An 18,072-nucleotide genomic window follows, 5' to 3' on the forward strand; every position below is an offset into this window, starting at 1 on the left:
TTCGACGGTACGCGCGCGCGACCTCCGTCCGCCGGGGTCCAAGGGCCCTGCCTCGCCGAAGGGGCGGGGCACCGGTCACCCGGCCGCGGCAGCCCCCGCGGCGCGTGCCCGGTCGACCACCTCGGGCAGGACGCCGAGCAGTGCGTCGACGTCCTCGGGCGTCGACGTCCGGCCCAGGGAGAAGCGGAGCGCGCCCCTCGCCAGGACCTCGTCCACACCGCACGCGGTGAGCACGTGCGAGACCTGCTGCACACCTGCCGTGCAGGCCGACCCGGTCGAGCACGCGATGCCGCGCGCGTCGAGGAGGTACAGCAGCGAGTCCCCGTCGCAGCCGGGGAAGACCAGGTGGGCGTTCTGCGGGAGCCGGTCACCGGTGGCCGGCTCCGGCCCACCCAGGACGGCATCCGGCACGAGCTCCCGCGCCCCTGCGATCAGCCGGTCCCGCAGTGCGGCGACGCGCGCGGCCTCGGCCGGCAGCCCGTCGAGCGCGAGCTCGAGCGCGAGCGCGAACCCCACCGCACCCACCGCGTCGAGCGTCCCCGACCGGACGTCGCGCTCCTGGCCGCCTCCGTGCAGGACTGGCACCAGGTCGAGCCCGCGCCGGGCCACCAGGGCCCCGACCCCGACCGGACCACCGAGCTTGTGCGCCGTGACGGTCACCGCGTCCGCACCCCAGGCGGTCAGGTCCGCCGGTACGTGGCCGACCGCCTGCACGGCGTCGGTGTGCACCGGCACACCGTGCGCGTGCGCGAGCGCCACGACGTCCCCGACCGGCTGCAGCGTGCCGATCTCGTTGTTCGCCGCCATCACCGAGACCAGCGCGGTCCGGTCCGGGTGGCCTGCGAGCTCCACCTCCAGGGCCGCGAGGTCGACCCGGCCCACCCGGTCGACCGGGAGCTCCACCACGGTCGCGCCCTGCGTCGCGAGCCAGCGCGCCGGGTCAAGCACCGCGTGGTGCTCGACGGCACTGACCAGCACCCGGGTCCGGCGTGGGTCGGCGCCGTGCCGCGCCCACCACAGGCCCTTGACCGCGAGGTTGTCCGCCTCGGTACCGCCGGAGGTGAGCAGCACGTCGCGGGGACGGACGCCGAGTGCCGCGCCGATCCGCTCGCGCGACTCCTCGACGGACCGACGGACCGCTCGACCCGGGCCGTGCGCCGACGACGGGTTGCCGACCGCCGCGAGCTGCTCCGTCATCGCCTCGATCACCCGGGGGTCGACGGGCGTGGTCGCCGCGTGGTCGAGGTAGGTCACGCCAAGCGAGTCTAGGGACGCCCGAGTGTCGGACGGCCGGGCGGCCCGGCGCGCGGCCTGCCACAATCGCGGGCGTGACCGACGAGGGCCCACCGCTGGCGTTCAGCGGATCCCGCCTGGCCTGGGCGGACCTGCCGCGCAGCCTCAAGGCGCGGATCGCGGAGCTCTCGGGTGCCGCGGTGGTCGCCGAGGCCCCCGCGACGACGGGCTTCAGCCCTGGCTACGCCTCTCTCCTCGAGCTCGGTGACGGCACCGAGGTGTTCGTCAAGGCCGTCTCGCCCGAGCAGAACCCGGACTCACCGAACCTGGCGCGCGCCGAGATCAGGGCGATCGAGTCGCTCCCGCCGGGCGTGCCGGCGCCACGACTCCTGTGGTCCCACGACGACGGCTGGTGGGTCATGCTCGGCATCGAGGCCGTCCCCGGCCGGCCGCCCGAGCATCCGTGGCGCGACGAGCAGCTGGTGCGCGTCCTGGACGTCATCACCGAGCTCGCCGAGGCCGGGACGCCCGCACCCGAGCAGCTCCCGCCGATCACAGTCGCCCTCTCCGGGCTCGCGGCCTGCTGGCCGCAGCTCGCGGCCGAGCCGGACGACCTCGAGGCCGCGGCCGCCGCGGTGGGCGAGCACGGGGAATGGCTGCGCGCACACCTCGACGACGCGGCGTCCTGGGCCGCCGAGGCGCCCGAGCGTGCCGTCGGGCACACGATCGCGCACAACGACCTGCGAGCCGACAACGTGCTGCTCGGCGACCACGGCGTGTGGATCGTCGACTGGCCGCACGCCTCGCGGGACGCACCCGCCTGGTTCGACCTGGCCGGCATGCTGCCGAGCATCGCGATGCAGGGCGGCGGTGACCCGGCCGAGCTGTTCTGGTCCCACCCGACGGCGGAGGGCGCCGACCCGGACGTCGTTCGTGCCGTCGTCTCCGGCCTGACCGGGTACTTCGTGCGGAACGCCGTGCAGCCCGCACCGCCCGGGATCGCGAACCTGCGACCGTTCCAGCTCGCGCAGGGAATCGCCGCCCTGGACTGGCTGCGGCGGTTCTGACCGGCCCGCGTGCGCTCAGCCGCGCAGGCGGCGCAGCTCGGCGGTGGCCTGCGGGAGGACCTGGCGCAGGTCGCCCACGATCCCCAGGTCGGCGATCTCGAAGATCGGTGCGTCGGCATCGGTGTTGATCGCGACGATGGTGCCCGAGGCCTGCATCCCGCCGCGGTGGTGCACCGCCCCCGAGACCCCGGCCCCGATGTAGAGGCGCGGCGCGACGGTGACCCCGGTCTGCCCGATCTGGGCGTCCCGGTCGATCCAGCCCTCGTCGGTGGCCACCCGGGTCGCCCCGACCGCACCGCCGAGCACGTCGGCGAGCTCGTCGAGCGCCGAGAAGTCACCGTCCGTGCCGCGGCCGCCGACCACGACGACCTGCGCGGCACCGAGGTCCGGGCGCTCCGACGGCGCGCGCTCGGTCCGCTCGACCACCTCGACCGCGGCGGCGACCGCGGAGACGCTCACCTCGTGCCGCACCACCTGCGGCTCGCTCGGCCCGGTGGTCTCGGCCTGGACGGCGTGCGGCTTGACCGCGAGCACCGCGAGCGGGGTCCGCACCGTGCAGCGGGTGGTCCAGGTGGCCGCGAACACCTGCTTCTCGGCGACCAACCGCTCGCCGTCGACGCTCAGCGCGGCCACGTCGACCATCACACCGGCGCCGGTCAGCACCCCGAGCCGCGCGGCGACCTCCTTGTTCTCGAACGACGAGCCGAGCAGGACGGCCCGGGTCGACGGCTCGACCAACGCGGCGAGTGCCTCGGCGATCACCGGGGTCAGGCGCGGGTGCGCGTCGGGTGTCACCACGTGGAGCTCCTGCACGCCGTGCGCGGCGAGCTCCGCGAGCACGTCGGCACCGGGATCGGCGGCGGCCACCCACACCGCGCCGACGGTGCCGATGGTCCGGCCGAGGGTGAGCAGCTCGGGCACCGAGGGGCGCAGCGCGCCGTCGTCGGCGTGCTCGAGCAGGACGAGGACGTCGGTGGTCATCAGGGCTTCCTCAGACGAGCTTGTTCTGGACCAGGTACTCGGCCAGGCGCAGCCCGGCGTCGCCCTCGTCGGTGAGCAGCACCCGGTCGGTGCGCGGTGGCCGTTCGGTGGCGGTCAGCACCTCGGTCCGCGCGCCCTGCGCGCCGAGACCGCTGCCGTCCAGACCGAGGTCGTCGAGCCCGATCGTGTCCACGGGCTTCTTGCGGGCCGCCATGATCCCGGCGAAGGCCGGGTAGCGCGGCTCGTTCGCCTGGTCGGTCACCGAGACGAGTGCCGGCAGCGGCGCGCGGAGCACCTCCGTGGCGTGATCGAGATCCCGGTGCACGGTGACCGCGCCGTCGGCGATCGCCGTCTCGACGGCGAGGGTCAGCTGCGGCAGGCCCAGCTCGGCGGACAGCGCCGCCGGCAGCATCGAGGTCAGGCCGTCCAGCGACGCCATGCCGGTGACGACCAGGTCCACCGGGCCGTCCTCGGCGATCCGGCGCACCGCCGCAGCGAGCACCCGGGCGGTACCGAACACGTCCGTACCGGTGAGCGCGTCGTCGAGCACGTGGACGGCGCGGTCGGCGCCCATCTGGAGCGCCCGGCGCACGGCGTCGACGGCGTCGTCCGGGCCCATGGTCAGCGCGACGACCTCGGCGTCGTGCTCCTCGGCGAGCGTCAGAGCGGCCTCGACGGCGTTCTCGTCGAGCTCGTTGAGCGTCCCGTCACCGCCGTCGCGGACCACGCGACCGGCGTCGTCGAGCCTCCGCTCGGCCATCAGGTCCGGGACGTGCTTGACACACACGACGATCCTCACCGAGCTCAGCACTCCCTCTCAACGGCGACGCACCAGGCTACCCGGCGCTCGCCGCGGTCGCCGGTCGGGCGCATCGCGCGGGCCGGGGCCGGGTGAATCGTCACGGCACGTGCACGCGGCGCGCCCGTGCGTGGGCCACACTGGGTGACCATGCGTCACGACGACACCACCCACGGCGGCCTGCGCCCGCTCGGCGTGCACCTGCGCGCCGACGGTGCCGACGTGGCGGTGCTCGCCTCGCACGCCACCGCGGTGGACCTGTGCCTCCTGGATCCCGACCCGACGTCGCCCGACGGGTGGACCGAGCGGCGCGTCCCGCTCACCGGCCCGAGCCACGGCGTGTGGTACGCGCACGTGCCGGGGATGACCGCCGGCCAGCGCTACGGCTTCCGGGCGCACGGCCGGTGGGACCCGGCCGCCGGGCTGCGGTACAACCCCGCGAAGCTGCTGGTGGACCCCTACGCGCGCGGCCTCGACGGCCTCCAGCGCCTCGCCGCGGGACCGGCCGAGACGTACGGGCACCGGGTCGACGCGGAGCACCGACCCGCGCACGACCGGCTCGACCCGGACCGCACCGACTCCCGGGGCGTCGTCCCGCACTCGGTCGCGGTCGCCGACCCGGGTCCGGCCCCGGACACCCGACCGCGGGTTCCGTGGTCCCGCACGATCGTGTACGAGGCGCACGTGCGCGGCCTGACCCGACGCCTGTCGTCGCTGCCGCCCGCGCTGCGCGGCACCTACGCCGGTCTCGGCCACCCCGCGACGATCGAGCACCTGACGCGGCTCGGCGTCACGACCGTCGAGCTGCTGCCGATCCAGGCCGCGGCCACCGAGCCGTGGCTGGTCCGGGCCGGACGGACGAACTACTGGGGCTACAACACCCTCGGCTTCTTCGCGCCGCACCCCGCCTACGCCACCGAGGCAGCACAGCGTGCCGGTGCGGACGCCGTGCTCGCCGAGGTGCGCAGCGCGGTGCAGGCCCTGCACGCCGCGGGCATCGAGGTGCTGCTCGACGTCGTCTACAACCACACCGCGGAGGGTGGGACCGACGGCCCGCACCTGTCGTTCCGCGGCCTCGACCCGACCGTGTACTACCTGCACGACGGCGGCACGCCCGCCCGGTTCGCGGACGTGACCGGCTGCGGCAACTCGCTCGACTTCCGTCGACCTCGGGTCGTCCAGCTCGCGCTCGACTCGCTGCGCTGGTGGGCCCAGCAGGTGGGCGTGGACGGCTACCGCTTCGACCTCATGGTGACGCTCGGGCGCGACGCGGACGGCTTCACGCCGAACCACCCGTTCCTCGTCGCGTTGCAGACCGACCCGGTGCTGTCCGACCTCAAGCTCGTCGCCGAGCCGTGGGACGTCGGCCCGGGCGGCTGGCAGACCGGCGGGTTCCCGGCACCGCTGTCGGAGTGGAACGACCGGTTCCGCAACGCGGTGCGCTCGTTCTGGCTCGGCGACCCCGCGGCCGCTGCGCACGGCCGGCCCGGTCATGGTGTCCGCGAGCTCGCGACGAGGCTGGCCGGCTCCGCCGACCTGTTCGGCTACTCCGACCCCCCGCTGATGCGCGGTGTGGTGGCCTCGATCAACTACATCACGGCGCACGACGGCTTCACCCTGGCGGACCTGGTCGCCTACGACCACAAGCACAACCTCGACAACGGTGAGCAGAACCGCGACGGGAGCGACGACAACCGCTCCTGGAACCACGGCATCGAGGGCCCGCTCGACGCCGCCGGCCCGGGGCTGGAGATCCTCCCCCTGCGGCGTCGCTCGATGCGCAACCTGCTCGGCACCTTGCTGCTGTCCGCGGGCGTGCCGATGATCACCGCGGGCGACGAGATCGGCCGCACGCAGCGTGGCAACAACAACGCCTACAACCAGGACAACGCGATGTCCTGGCTCGACTGGGAGCTGAGCCCGTGGCGGCAGAACGTGCTGGCCACCGCCGCGCACCTGGTCGCGCTGCGCCAGGAGCTGCCCGCGCTGCACCAGGCCGCGTTCTTCCGCGGCGTTCCGCACGACGACTGCGCCGACCCCCGGCCCGACCTGTTCTGGCGGACCGCGGACGGGCACGAGCTGCGCACCGACCAGTGGCACGACCCCGCGGTACGGACCCTGCAGATGATCCGTACCGCGTGCGACGGCTCGGCGGTGCTCGTCGTGATCAACGGGAGCCTGGACGAGACCGAGGTCGTCGCCGCGGACGGCACCGACGGGGTGTGGCGCCTGCGCTGGGACTCCGCCGCGGAGCACCCCGACGAGCTCGACCCCGTCGCAGCAGGCCGCGCCGTCCTGCCCGGTGACACGATCCCGATGGACCCGCTGACGATGCGGGTCTATGCCAGCGCACCCGAGTGAGCCCTCGCGGCCGCGGCACGCGTGCCGATCGAGCCGACCCTGGGTAGGTTCGCAACGTGAGCCCGTCCGAGAGCACGCGCCCGTCCGACGGTCGGGGCGGCGGCAACCGCCGACGCACCACCGAGTCCCGCGAGTCCCGCGCGCGGAAGCCCCGCGACGCGAAGCCGGCGGCTGCCGCCGAGCCCGCACCGGCGGCTGCCACCCCGCCCGCCCGGCCCGCACCGAAGGCCGAGCCGGCACCGGCCGCGACCACCCCACCGCCGGCGGCTCCCGCCGAGGTCCCGCACGCCCCGGTGTCGGTCGCTCCTGCGACCAGCCGCGAGCAGGCCATCCCGCCGCTGCCCGGTGGCGCCTCGAGCTCGATCGGCCGGATCCCGGTGGTCGACGTCCAGCCGGTGCTCGAGGCCGGCCGGTGGCCCGCGAAGGCCGTCGTCGGCGAGGCGGTCGAGATCACCGCACGCGTGTTCCGCGAGGGTCACGACGCGGTCGCAGCGACCGCGGTGCTGGTCGGGCCGGACGGCGCCGAGCACGCCAGGACCCGGATGACCGTGGTCAACAAGGGGCTGGACAGCTACCGCACGGACCTGGTGCCGGACGCCACGGGACGCTGGTCGTTCCGGGTCGAGGGCTGGTCCGACCCGTACGCGACCTGGGTGCACGACGCCTCGATCAAGGTCGAGGCCGGTGTGGACGTGGAGCTCATGCTCGCCGAGGGCGCGGCCCTGATGGCTCGCGCCGCCGCGCGTGACGGCCTACCCGAGGACGCACGCGCAGCCCTCGAGAGCGCGGCGGCAGGGCTGCGCGACACCGAGACCGCGCCCCGGGTCCGGCTCTCCGCCGGGCAGTCCGCCGAGGTCGTCGCCGCGCTCGACGCGCACCCGCTGCGCGAGCTGCTCACGGCCTCGCCCGACTACCCGCTCGAGGTGCAGCGCCCGCTCGCGCTCGCCGGCTCGTGGTACGAGATGTTCCCGCGCTCGGAGGGCGCGACCTTCGACCCGTCGACCCGTCGCTGGCGCTCCGGCACGCTGCGCACCGCGGCCGCCCGGCTCCCCGCGATCGCCCAGATGGGGTTCGACGTCGTGTACCTCACGCCGATCCACCCGATCGGCACGACCTACCGCAAGGGGCGCAACAACTCGCTGTCCGCGCAGCCCAGCGACCCCGGCTCGCCGTACGCGATCGGCTCGCCGGACGGCGGGCACGACGCGATCCACCCCGAGCTCGGCACGTTCGCCGACTTCGACGCGTTCGTCGCCCGGGCCCGCGACCTCGGCCTCGAGGTCGCGCTCGACCTGGCGCTGCAGTGCTCGCCCGACCACCCCTGGGTGACCAGCCACCCGGAGTGGTTCACCACCCGGCTGGACGGCTCGATCGCCTACGCGGAGAACCCGCCGAAGAAGTACCAGGACATCTACCCGGTGAACTTCGACAACGATCCCGCCGGGATCTACGCCGAGGTGCGTCGCGTGCTCCAGGTGTGGATCGACCACGGCGTGACCGCGTTCCGGGTCGACAACCCGCACACCAAGCCGCTGGAGTTCTGGGAGTGGCTGATCGCGGACGTCAACGCGAGCCACCCGGACGTGATCTTCCTCGCCGAGGCGTTCACCCGCCCCGCGATGATGCACACGCTGGCCAAGATCGGGTTCCACCAGTCGTACTCGTATTTCACCTGGCGCAACACGCGCGAGGAGATCGCCGAGTACCTCGAGGAGGTCTCCGGCCCGGGCGCCGCGTACATGCGGCCGAGCTTCTGGCCGACGACGCACGACATCCTGACCCCGTACATGCAGCACGGCGGGCCGCCGGCGTTCGCGATCCGGGCGATCCTGGCCGCGACCGGTGCCCCGACCTGGGGCATCTACTCGGGCTACGAGCTCGTCGAGAACGTGCCGCGCCCGGGCGTCGAGGAGCAGATCGACAACGAGAAGTACGAGTACAAGCCGCGCAACTGGTTCGCGGCGAGGCAGACCGGGATCGGCGACCTGCTGACCCGGCTGAACCAGGTCCGTCGCGAGCACCCGGCGCTGCAGCGGCTGCGCGGGCTGACCGTGCACCCCACGACCGATGACGCGACGATCTGCTTCTCCCGCCGGGTCACCGCCGCGCAGAGCCCGACGGGCAAGGCCGACACGGTGCTGGTCGTGCTGAACACCGACCCGCACCACACCCGCGAGGGCCACGTCGAGCTCGACCTCGCGGCCCTCGGTCTTCCCGCGCCCGCCGACGGCGGGGCCGCGCTCGTCGTCCGCGACCTGCTCTCCGGCGACACCTACACGTGGGACGCGAACCCCTATGTCCGGCTCGACCCGTGGGCGCGCTGCGGGCACGTCCTTGCTGTGGAGGCACCGTGAGCGAGGTCCCCACCCCGGCTCCCGTCGACACCGGCCCGATCCGGCTCGAGGACATCCAGCGCGGCGTCGACCCGGCACGCGCGATGCCGTCCCGGGCCGAACCGACCGCGGCGCTGCCCGCCCAGCACCACCCCGGGCTGTCCGACGACCCCGACTGGTACCGGACGGCGGTCTTCTACGAGGTGATGCTGCGTTCGTTCGCCGACTCCACGGGAGGCGGCACGGGTGACCTGCGCGGCCTGATCGACCGTCTCGACTACCTGCAGTGGCTCGGCGTCGACGCGCTGTGGCTGCCGCCGTTCTACCCCTCGCCGCTGCGTGACGGCGGGTACGACATCTCCGACTACACCGCCGTGGCCTCGCAGTACGGGACGCTCGCCGAGTTCGCCGAGCTGATCGAGGCGGCGCACGTGCGCGGCATCCGGGTGGTCATCGACATGGTGATGAACCACACCTCGGACGCCCACCCCTGGTTCCAGGCCTCGCGCTCGGACCCCGAGGGCCCGTACGGGGACTTCTACGTCTGGAGCGACGACCCGGAGCGCTACTCCGACGCCCGGATCATCTTCGTCGACACCGAGGTCTCGAACTGGACGTTCGACCCGGTGCGCCGGCAGTACTTCTGGCACCGGTTCTTCTCCCACCAGCCCGACCTCAACTTCGAGAACGCGTACGTGCGCGAGGCGATGAAGGACGTCGCCCGGTTCTGGCTGCGGATGGGCATCGACGGCTTCCGCCTCGACGCCGTGCCCTACCTGTTCGAGGAGGAGGGCACCAACTGCGAGAACCTGCCGGCCACGCACGCCTACCTGGCCGACCTGCGCGCGATGGTGGACACCGAGTTCCCCGGGCGGATCCTGCTCGCGGAGGCGAACCAGTGGCCGCACGACGTGGTCGCGTACTACGGCACACCGGACGCCCCCGAGTGCCACATGTGCTTCCACTTCCCGGTGATGCCACGGATCTACTACGCGATGCGTGACCAGAAGGCGTCCGCGATCGTGGACATCCTGGCCGACACCCCGCAGATCCCCGCGGGTGGTCAGTGGGGCACGTTCCTGCGCAACCACGACGAGCTCACCCTCGAGATGGTGTCCACCGAGGAGCGCGCGTCGATGTACGGCTGGTACGCGCCCGACCCGCGCATGCGGGCCAACGTCGGGATCCGCCGCCGGCTGGCACCGCTGCTGGACAACTCCCGTGCCGAGATCGAGCTCGCGCACGCGCTCCTGCTGTCGCTGCCGGGCAGCCCGTGCCTGTACTACGGCGACGAGATCGGCATGGGCGACAACATCTGGTTGCCGGACCGTGACGCGGTGCGCACCCCGATGCAGTGGACCCCGGACCGCAACGCGGGGTTCTCCACGACCGCCGACCCCGGGCGCCTCTACCTGCCGGTCATCCAGTCGCTCGTGCACCACTACACGGCGATCAACGTCGAGTCCCAGCTGGCGCAGAACACCTCGCTGCTGCACTGGGTGCACGGCATGCTGGCGATCCGGCGGCAGCACCCGGTGTTCGGCAACGGCGACTACGCCCCGGTCGAGGCCGACCACGAGTCGGTGCTCGCCTTCCTGCGCTCGGGTCCTGGCGAGACCGTGCTGTGCGTGGCGAACCTGGCCTCGACCGCCCGAGCCGCCACGCTCAGACTGCCCGATCACGTCGGCGCGAGGATGACCGACGTGTTCGGTGGTGCGGACTTCGGCACGATCGGCGCCGACGGGACCGTGCGGGTGACGCTCGGCTCGCGCGACTTCTTCTGGCTCTCGGTCGGTACCCGATGAGCACGGTGCCCCCGTCCGTCACCGAGCTGCTGGCCGGGTGGATGCCGGCCCAGCGCTGGTACCCGGCCAAGGGCCGCGGCGTGGGCCTGCGCCCGCTCGGCACGCTCACGCTGAGCGGGCCCGACCCGGACGCGACCATCGAGGTGCGCGTGATCGGCCTCGACTCCGGCGACCGGTTCGACGTCGTCCAGGTGCCGCTGACGTACCGGGCCGCCCCGCTGCCGGCCGGCGAGCACGCCCTGGTCGGGACCACCGAGCAGCACGGCCGCACCCGCTGGGTCTACGACGGCCCGCACGACCCCGCGTACGTCACCGCGCTCCTCGCGGCCCTCGACCACCCGGCCGGCCGTCCCGTCCCGGCACCGAGCCGGTCGAGGGTGCTGCGTGGCGAGCAGTCGAACACGAGCGTCATCGTGGACGTCGACGGATCGGGGCCCCTGATCGTCAAGGTCTTCCGGACGCTGCACCCCGGCGACAACCCCGACGTCGAGGTGCTCCGCGGGCTGGACGGCTTCCCCCAGGTCCCCGCGGTGATCGGCTGGCTCGGCGGCACGTGGCGCACGCCCGGCGGCGACGAGGCGAACGGGCACCTGGCGGTCGCCACCGAGTTCGTCGCGGACGGCCGCGACGCGTGGCGCGAGGCGGTCGCAGCCGTCGAGGAGGGGCGCGACTTCAGCGCCGAGGCCCACGGTCTCGGCGCGGCCACGGCCCGCCTGCACGCCGCGCTGGCCGACGCGTTCGGGACGACGCCGGCCGGAGCGGACGCGCGCCGCGCCACCGAGGAGGGCCTGCGCGAGCGGATCGCCTGGGCGCTGCGCAGCACGGACGCGCTGGACCGGCACCGCGCGACCCTCGCCGACCGCGCCGGGCACCTGGCCCTGTCCGACGTCCCGGACCTGCAGCGCGTGCACGGCGACTACCACCTCGGTCAGGTGCTGCACTCCCCGAGCCGGGGCTGGGTGGTGCTGGACTTCGAGGGTGAGCCGTTGCGCGCGCTGCACGAGCGCACCAGGCCGGACCTCGCGCTACGTGACGTCGCCGGGATGCTGCGGTCGTTCGACTACGCCGCCGGCCAGGTGCAGGTGGCGACGGACGACGCGGCCACCGCCGGGGCCGCCGCGGCCTGGGCGGCCGACGCGCGCGACGCCTTCTGCCGCGGGTACGCGAGCGTCGCCGGCGCCGACCCCCGCGAGCACGGCGAGCTGCTCACCGCGCTCGAACTCGACAAGGCCCTGTACGAGGTCGTCTACGAGGCCGGGAACCGTCCCGACTGGATCGACGTGCCGCTGCACGCGGTCGACCGACTCGTCAGCACGGATCGCACGTGACCACTGCGCTCCGGTGCCCAGCGTGGCAGGGTGGGCCTCATGACGACGACGCCCTCCGCCACGCCTGACCCGACCCCCCGCGCGGTGTTCACCGAGGAGCTCGGCGCGATCGCCGCAGGGGTGCACCAGGACCCGCACCGGATCCTCGGTCCGCACCTCGACGACGACGTCGTGACCGTCCGCGCCCTGCGCCCGATGGCCGACTCGGTCGTGCTCGTGACGGCCGAGGGACGCCGCGAGCTCACCCACGAGCACGAGGGCGTCTGGGTCACCGCGTTCAAGGCCGACGCGGTTCCCGACTACCGGCTCGAGGCCACCTACGGCGGCGCCCCGAGCACGGCCGACGATCCCTACCGCTTCCTGCCCACGCTCGGCGAGATGGACCTGCACCTCGTCCGCGAGGGCCGCCACGAGGAGCTGTGGACCGCCCTGGGAGCGAACGTCCGGCGCTACCCGAGCGCGCTCGGCGACGTCGTGGGCACCGCGTTCGCGGTCTGGGCACCCAACGCACGCGCGGTGCGTGTGGTCGGCGACTTCAACCACTGGCAGGGCGCGACTCACGCGATGCGCGCGCTCGGCGACAGCGGCGTGTGGGAGCTGTACGTCCCGGGCGTTGCCGCCGGCGCGACCTACAAGTTCGAGATCCTCGCGCAGGACGGCTCGTGGCGGCAGAAGGCCGACCCGCTCGCGAAGGGCACCGAGATCCCGCCGGCCACGGCGTCCGTCGTGGTCGAGTCGGGCCACCGGTGGGGCGACGACGCGTGGATGGACCGCCGGCGCACGTCCGACCCGCACGACGGCCCGATGAGCATCTACGAGGTGCACCTCGGCTCGTGGCGGCCCGGCCTGGGCTACCGCGAGCTCGCCGACCAGCTGGTCGAGCACGTCACGCAGATGGGCTTCACGCACGTCGAGTTCCTGCCGGTCGCCGAGCACCCGTTCGGTGGCTCGTGGGGCTATCAGGTCACCTCGTACTACGCACCGACCTCGCGGTTCGGTCACCCCGACGACTTCCGGCTGCTCGTGGACCGGCTGCACCAGGCGGGGGTCGGGGTCGTGCTCGACTGGGTTCCCGCGCACTTCCCCAAGGACGAGTGGGCGCTGGGCCGGTTCGACGGCACGCCGCTGTACGAGCACCCGGACCCGCTGCTCGGCGAGCACCCGGACTGGGGCACCTTCGTGTTCGACTTCGGCCGCAACGAGGTGCGCAACTTCCTGGTCGCCAACGCCACGTACTGGCTCGAGGAGTTCCACGTGGACGGGCTGCGCGTCGACGCGGTCGCCTCGATGCTCTACCTCGACTACTCGCGCAGCCACGGCCAGTGGCGCCCGAACGTTCACGGCGGACGGGAGAACCTGGACGCGATCGCATTCATCCAGGAGGCGAACGCGACGGCCTACCGGCGCTCGGGCGGCATCCTGATGATCGCCGAGGAGTCCACCGCGTGGCCGGGCGTCACGACGCCGACGTCGGGCGGCGGCCTGGGCTACGGCTTCAAGTGGAACATGGGCTGGATGAACGACACCCTCCGCTACCTCGCGGAGGAGCCGATCAACCGCCGGTACCACCACAACGAGATCACGTTCTCGATGGTCTACGCGTTCTCCGAGCAGTTCGTCCTGCCGCTCAGCCACGACGAGGTCGTGCACGGCAAGGGCTCGCTGATGCACAAGATGCCGGGCGAGCACCTGCAGCAGGCGGCCGGTCTGCGCACGCTGCTCACCTACCAGTGGACCCACCCGGGCAAGCAGCTGCTCTTCATGGGTGGCGAGTTCGGCCAGACCTCGGAGTGGAACGAGTCGCACGGCCTCGACTGGCGCCTGCTGGAGTACCCCACGCACCAGGGCATCGCCCGGCTCGTGGTGGACCTCAACCGCTTCTACCGCTCCGAGCCCGCCCTGTGGGAGCTTGACGCCGACCCGGCCGGCTTCGAGTGGATCGACGCCCAGGACGCCGGGCACAACGTGCTCAGCTACATCCGCCGCGACCGGACCGGTCGCACCGCGGTGATCGCGGTGAACTTCGCCGGCGTGACGCACGAGGGGTACCGGCTCGGCCTCCCGGTGGGCGGCGTGTGGCGTGAGGCCATCAACACCGACGCGGACGTCTACGGGGGCTGGGGTGTCGGCAACCTCGGCCAGGTCGAGGCCCTGCCGCAGCCGCTGCACGCGCAGGGCTACTCGGCGAGCGTGCGACTGCCCGCGCTCGGCGCGATCGTGCTGGTCCCCGAGGAGCAGCCGGGCCAGGCCTGAGACCCGACCGCGGTCCGCGCCGGATCGAACCCGATCCGCGCGGACCGGCCGGTCGACGGGGTCCGGTCAGTACAGCGCGCTGGCGAGTTCTCGGCGTGCCCTGGCGACGCTGGGGTCGGCGTCGCCCACCAGGCTGAACAGCGCGACGAGCCGCACACGCACCCGCTCGCGGTCCGGTCCGGCACTGCTCCGGATCGCCGCCAGGAGTCGCGCGAAGGCCTCGTCGACCTGACCGGCCGCTAGCTCGAGGTCCGCCATGTCGAGCTGCGCGTCGAGGTCCGTCGTCTGCTGCGCGCGCTGCGCGACCTGCACTGCGTCCAGGCCCTGCACCCGGGCGAGCAGCTCCACCTGGGCCAGTCCGACCTTGGCCATCTCGTCCCGCGGGTTCTGTGCCAGGGCCCGCCGGTAGGCGTCGCCAGCGCGGTCCAGGTCGCCGGCCTCGATCGCGTCGTACGCCTCGGCGTGCAGCGGGGGCAGCGGCGGTTCCTCGGGCTCGGCCGGCTCCTCCCCCGGCTCGGCGGCGACGGTCCCGGTGATCTGGTTGGCCTCGGCGACCTCGAGCAGCTTCTCCAGCAGTGCCCGGATCTGCTCACGCTCCGCCGGGCCCTGGAACAGCGGCACGGGCTGACCGCGGAGCACGCCGAGCACGGTCGGTATCGCCTGCGCACCGATCGCCTGCGCGATCTCCGGGTGGGCCTCCGCGTCGAGCCGCGCGACGAGGAACCTGCCACCCATCTCGCTGGACAGACCGGCCAGGTCGTCGGCCACCTGGGTGCTCGCCGCGCTGTACGAGGACCACAGGACCAGCACGACCGGGACCGAGGTCGACTGCTGGACGACCGCGGTGAAGGTCGCCTCGTCGGTCACGTCGACCACCGAACCCGTCGGCGCGGACGGCGGGGCGGCAGGCGGCCGACCGAGGCTGGACAGGTCCACCGCGCCGTGCAGGTTCAGGCGCATGTCAGATCCGGGTGTCGTGCTCATGGGCTCCTCGCAGTGCGGGTCGGTCACTCCCCCGAGGCCGCGACGAGAGCGTACTCGGCGCCGAGCACCGTGACCGGGTCCGTGGATCCGGCGGGCGGCACCGAGAACGCGACCGTCACGGTCCAGGCGAGGTTGAGGTTCTTGGTGATCGTGTCCTTGCCGAGCAGCGTCGTCGTGGCCGGGTCGGCGACCTTCAGGGTCGAGTCCGCGAGCGTCAGGGTCGTCAGGCCGCCGAAACCGCCGACCACGATCGCGCCGCCGTCGGCGGTGGCCAGAGCCCAGGGGCCGGTGTCCAGAGGCTGGTACGTCTCGGTGAACGTGCCCTGGCCGACGGCCGCGCTCCAGGCCGAGCGCTGCTCGGCGATCCGCTGCTGGAGCGGGGTGTCGGTGAACCCGTCGAAGTACTCCGACTCGGTGCCGTGCGCGATGACGTCGACGTACTGGTCGATCGTCTCCTCGGGGGTGAGGGTCGCCGTGCCGCCGTCGGCCGGGACCGGGTCGCTGCCCACGCCGGGCAGCGTGGTCGCCGGAAGCTCGACGCCGCCGAACAACCGTTCCCACGCCCACAGTTTGTAGGCCGAGCGCGGATCCTCCTGCACCAGGGTGAGCAGAAGTGGCGCCTGGAGGTCCTCGGACGGGTCGGTGACGACCATGAGCACGCGCGGCCAGGTCGTGGTCGCCGGGTCCACCACCGTCTGGGCGCCGGACGGGATGGTCGTCAGGGCGTCCGCCCCGGTGGTCGCGGCGAGCAGGTACTGGGCCTGGCGGATCTGCTCGGCGGGACCGTAGGCACGGGCTCCGAGGGTATCGACGGCAGCCGTGCGCGCGGCCCCCGGGTCCTCGGCCCCGGCAGCCGCCACCCCGGCTGCGTCGGCGTCGTCGAGAACCGCGTGCAGGTCGGTCAGGACCCGGTCGACCTGCACGGACTCCAGAGCGGCCGGCGCGACGGCCGGCACGGCCTCGGGCTCGGGGACGGGCAGGGGCGCGGCGCACGCGCCGAGCAGCGGCACGAGCGCGAGGACGAGAGCGGTCCGACGCTTCATCGCTTCTCCTCCCCCTGGTCGTGGTTGGCACCCGGTGCGGTGCCCGGCAGGCCCCAGGCGCGCCGCCAGGCATCCGCCGACGGGCTGGACGCGGCGGGTGGCTCGGGCAGCTCGGGAACCTCCGGCGTCTCGCCCGACGCCTCGAGCGGGCTCCACGCCACCGGCGGCGTCGCCGGCTTGCGCCGCATCGCCCGGTCGAGCGCACGTCGCAGTCCGGTCCGCGCCGCCTCCCGGTCGAGCTCCGCCTGGTCCGAGGTGTCCCGCCCGGTGACCGCCTCCGGCACCGGCGTCTCGGGCACAGCCCGAGCCGGCACAGCACGGGCCGGCACAGCACGATCCGACACAGCACGATCCGGCACAGCACGATCCGGTACAGCCTGGTCGGGCGCAGCCTGGTCCGACCCTGCGGCCCGACCGAAGGCCGTGGCGGGCCACACCCGAGCGGTCGTCTCGGGGCTGGAGGCGGTTCGCTCGGGCATCCGCACCGTGCCTACCCGGGGCCACTCGACAGCCCCTGGCTGCGGCCCGGCGGTATCGGCCGCGGGCCCCGTTCCCTGAGGGGCTCCGGGCGTCGCCGCGGGCTCGGGCTCGGGCTCGGGGCGCGGGCGGCGCCCGTGCCGGTCGGCCGCGGCGAGCTCCGCGCGCTCGCGCTCCTCACGCTCGCGCAGCTCGCGGAGCTGGCGCCGGGTCATCGGCGCCCCGTCGGCGCTCACGTGCAGGATCTCGGTCGGCTGCGCCGCGGTGGACGGGCGCGGCCCGGTGGCCTCGGCCGGGCCCGGCTCGCCTGCGGCCGCCGGAGGCTGCTCGAGGCCACCCGCAGTGGCACCGGGTGCGACCGACGTGTCCGACGCGGAGACCGCCGAGAGGGCCGCGCGTCGACCGGCCGAGAAGGCCACCGGTGGCACCGCAGCGCTCTCGGCCGCGGTCGCCACGGAGGTCGTGCCCTCGGTCGGGGACGGCGCGCGCGAGGGGCGGCCCGAGCCCAGGACGTCCCGTGCGTGCCCGAACCAGCCCGCCGCCCCGACGCCGGCCACGGCCCGGCGCGAACGCACCAGGATCAGCGCCCACCACGCGATGCCGAGCACCAGGAGCACCGAACCGCCGGCGACCCCCGGGCGCAGCCACGGGGTGGTCACCTCCTGCGGCCAGGTGAGGGTGAGCGCGACGTCGTCGCCGGAGGCCGCCGCGACGAGCACGCTCCAGCGACCGTCGGTGCGCTCCCACGTCATCGTCGCGCGACCGTCGCCGGTGGCCTCGGTGAGCCACAGGTCGGACCCGGACGGGTCGGCGAACGCGGCCTCGCCGTCCTCGCCGGAGGCCGCGTCGTCCCCGGACTCGGTCGCGGAGGCATCCGCGGACTCGGTCGCGGAGGGATCCGCGGACTCGGTCGCGGAGTCCGTGGGCTCGGGTGACTCGGTCGCCGACGCGGTGTCGGTCGCCGACTCGCTCGGCGCGTCCGTCGCCGTCGGGGACGACGTCGCGCTCACCCCCTGCCCGGCCTCGGTGGTCAGCTCGGTGAGGGTGGCCAGACCGGTCACACGGGTGGCCTCGTCCTCACCGACCCATGCCTCGACGTCCGCCGTCCGGCCGAGCGCGATGGTGACCGGGCCGGTGGCCGACGCCGTGACGGTGACCTCGTCCGCGGCGAGGTCGAGGACACCGGGGTCGGTGACCAGGTACCCGCTCGCCGAGGCCGTGGCGGCCAAGGTGTCCGAGGAGCGCCAGACGGTCGCCGAGGCGACGCCCAGGGCGATCGCGGCGGCGCCGAGCAGGCACAGCAGCGACGCGAGAACGCGAGACAGCACAGAATGTCCCTTTCCGACGTGACGCCCCAGGATAGGCGAGCACGATCGACCGTGCGTGCCCGCCCGGTGGTCGGTGTGTG

The 18,072-nt window shown here is 74.0% G+C and carries 12 protein-coding genes; 6 read left to right on the forward strand and 6 right to left on the reverse strand.

Annotation, left to right across the window (positions count from 1 at the left end):
- Window positions 1-75: 75 nt before the first annotated feature.
- Window positions 76-1,197: a cysteine desulfurase family protein gene (locus tag OEB99_RS07040; RefSeq protein WP_411910673.1), complete on the reverse strand. Its 1,122-nt coding sequence runs from the start codon at window positions 1,195-1,197 to the stop codon at window positions 76-78.
- A 131-nt stretch (window positions 1,198-1,328) separates the two neighbouring features.
- On the opposite strand from OEB99_RS07040, the gene OEB99_RS07045 reads away from it, so the two are divergent.
- Window positions 1,329-2,300, forward strand: a complete 972-nt coding sequence (locus OEB99_RS07045; protein ID WP_263509259.1) for a phosphotransferase family protein — start codon at window positions 1,329-1,331, stop codon at window positions 2,298-2,300.
- 15 nt (window positions 2,301-2,315) lie between these two features.
- Here the strand turns inward: OEB99_RS07045 and OEB99_RS07050 are convergent, their stop codons facing one another.
- Together OEB99_RS07050 and OEB99_RS07055 are read right to left on the reverse strand one after the other, a co-directional pair.
- Window positions 2,316-3,281 (reverse strand): electron transfer flavoprotein subunit alpha/FixB family protein, encoded by a 966-nt coding sequence (locus OEB99_RS07050; protein WP_263509261.1) that lies wholly within the window; start codon window positions 3,279-3,281, stop codon window positions 2,316-2,318.
- 10 nt (window positions 3,282-3,291) lie between these two features.
- Complete coding sequence (locus tag OEB99_RS07055) at window positions 3,292-4,080, reverse strand: electron transfer flavoprotein subunit beta/FixA family protein (RefSeq protein ID WP_263509262.1); 789 nt, start codon at window positions 4,078-4,080, stop codon at window positions 3,292-3,294.
- A gap of 150 nt (window positions 4,081-4,230) precedes the next feature.
- Between OEB99_RS07055 and glgX the strand changes: the two genes are divergently transcribed.
- From glgX to glgB, 5 genes are all read left to right on the forward strand, one after another.
- Entirely contained in the window at window positions 4,231-6,441 is a 2,211-nt protein-coding gene (glgX, locus tag OEB99_RS07060) for a glycogen debranching protein GlgX (RefSeq protein WP_263509263.1), read from the forward strand.
- 329 nt (window positions 6,442-6,770) lie between these two features.
- Window positions 6,771-8,795: an alpha-1,4-glucan--maltose-1-phosphate maltosyltransferase gene (locus OEB99_RS07065; RefSeq protein ID WP_263509441.1), complete on the forward strand. Its 2,025-nt coding sequence runs from the start codon at window positions 6,771-6,773 to the stop codon at window positions 8,793-8,795.
- Between the two features lie 83 nt (window positions 8,796-8,878).
- A complete protein-coding gene (gene treS, locus OEB99_RS07070; RefSeq protein WP_263509442.1) occupies window positions 8,879-10,579 on the forward strand; it encodes a maltose alpha-D-glucosyltransferase in 1,701 nt (566 codons plus the stop codon).
- Window positions 10,576-11,907, forward strand: coding sequence for a maltokinase N-terminal cap-like domain-containing protein (locus tag OEB99_RS07075; protein ID WP_263509264.1), 1,332 nt, complete (start codon window positions 10,576-10,578; stop codon window positions 11,905-11,907). The genes treS and OEB99_RS07075 overlap by 4 nt, the downstream gene beginning before the upstream one ends.
- A 39-nt stretch (window positions 11,908-11,946) precedes the next feature.
- On the forward strand, window positions 11,947-14,160 hold the full coding sequence (gene glgB / locus OEB99_RS07080) for a 1,4-alpha-glucan branching protein GlgB (RefSeq protein ID WP_263509266.1): 2,214 nt from the start codon (window positions 11,947-11,949) through the stop codon (window positions 14,158-14,160).
- A 66-nt stretch (window positions 14,161-14,226) separates the two neighbouring features.
- Here glgB and OEB99_RS07085 read toward each other — a convergent pair whose 3' ends face one another.
- The 3 genes from OEB99_RS07085 to OEB99_RS07095 are packed head-to-tail and all read right to left on the reverse strand — an operon-like array spanning window position 14,227 to window position 17,992.
- On the reverse strand, window positions 14,227-15,144 hold the full coding sequence (locus OEB99_RS07085) for a tetratricopeptide repeat protein (protein WP_263509267.1): 918 nt from the start codon (window positions 15,142-15,144) through the stop codon (window positions 14,227-14,229).
- 23 nt (window positions 15,145-15,167) lie between these two features.
- Entirely contained in the window at window positions 15,168-16,187 is a 1,020-nt protein-coding gene (locus tag OEB99_RS07090) for a DUF8094 domain-containing protein (protein ID WP_263509268.1), read from the reverse strand.
- Window positions 16,184-17,992 (reverse strand): hypothetical protein, encoded by a 1,809-nt coding sequence (locus OEB99_RS07095; RefSeq protein WP_263509270.1) that lies wholly within the window; start codon window positions 17,990-17,992, stop codon window positions 16,184-16,186. Before OEB99_RS07095 ends, OEB99_RS07090 begins: the two co-directional genes overlap by 4 nt.
- Between the last annotated feature and the right edge of the window lie 80 nt (window positions 17,993-18,072).

The sequence above is a fragment of the Actinotalea endophytica genome (genome assembly GCF_025717005.1).
GTDB lineage: Bacteria > Actinomycetota > Actinomycetes > Actinomycetales > Cellulomonadaceae > Actinotalea.

What these genes read in the sequence shown, in the direction of transcription:
- OEB99_RS07040 (WP_411910673.1), bottom strand. Translation starts at nt 1,197, where the DNA reads ATGACGGAGCAGCTCGCGGCGGTCGGCAACCCGTCGTCGGCGCACGGC.
- OEB99_RS07050 (WP_263509261.1), bottom strand. Translation starts at nt 3,281, where the DNA reads ATGACCACCGACGTCCTCGTCCTGCTCGAGCACGCCGACGACGGCGCG.
- glgX (WP_263509263.1), top strand. Translation starts at nt 4,231, where the DNA reads ATGCGTCACGACGACACCACCCACGGCGGCCTGCGCCCGCTCGGCGTG.
- treS (WP_263509442.1), top strand. Translation starts at nt 8,879, where the DNA reads ATGCCGTCCCGGGCCGAACCGACCGCGGCGCTGCCCGCCCAGCACCAC.
- OEB99_RS07075 (WP_263509264.1), top strand. Translation starts at nt 10,576, where the DNA reads ATGAGCACGGTGCCCCCGTCCGTCACCGAGCTGCTGGCCGGGTGGATG.
- glgB (WP_263509266.1), top strand. Translation starts at nt 11,947, where the DNA reads ATGACGACGACGCCCTCCGCCACGCCTGACCCGACCCCCCGCGCGGTG.
- OEB99_RS07085 (WP_263509267.1), bottom strand. Translation starts at nt 15,144, where the DNA reads ATGAGCACGACACCCGGATCTGACATGCGCCTGAACCTGCACGGCGCG.
- OEB99_RS07090 (WP_263509268.1), bottom strand. Translation starts at nt 16,187, where the DNA reads ATGAAGCGTCGGACCGCTCTCGTCCTCGCGCTCGTGCCGCTGCTCGGC.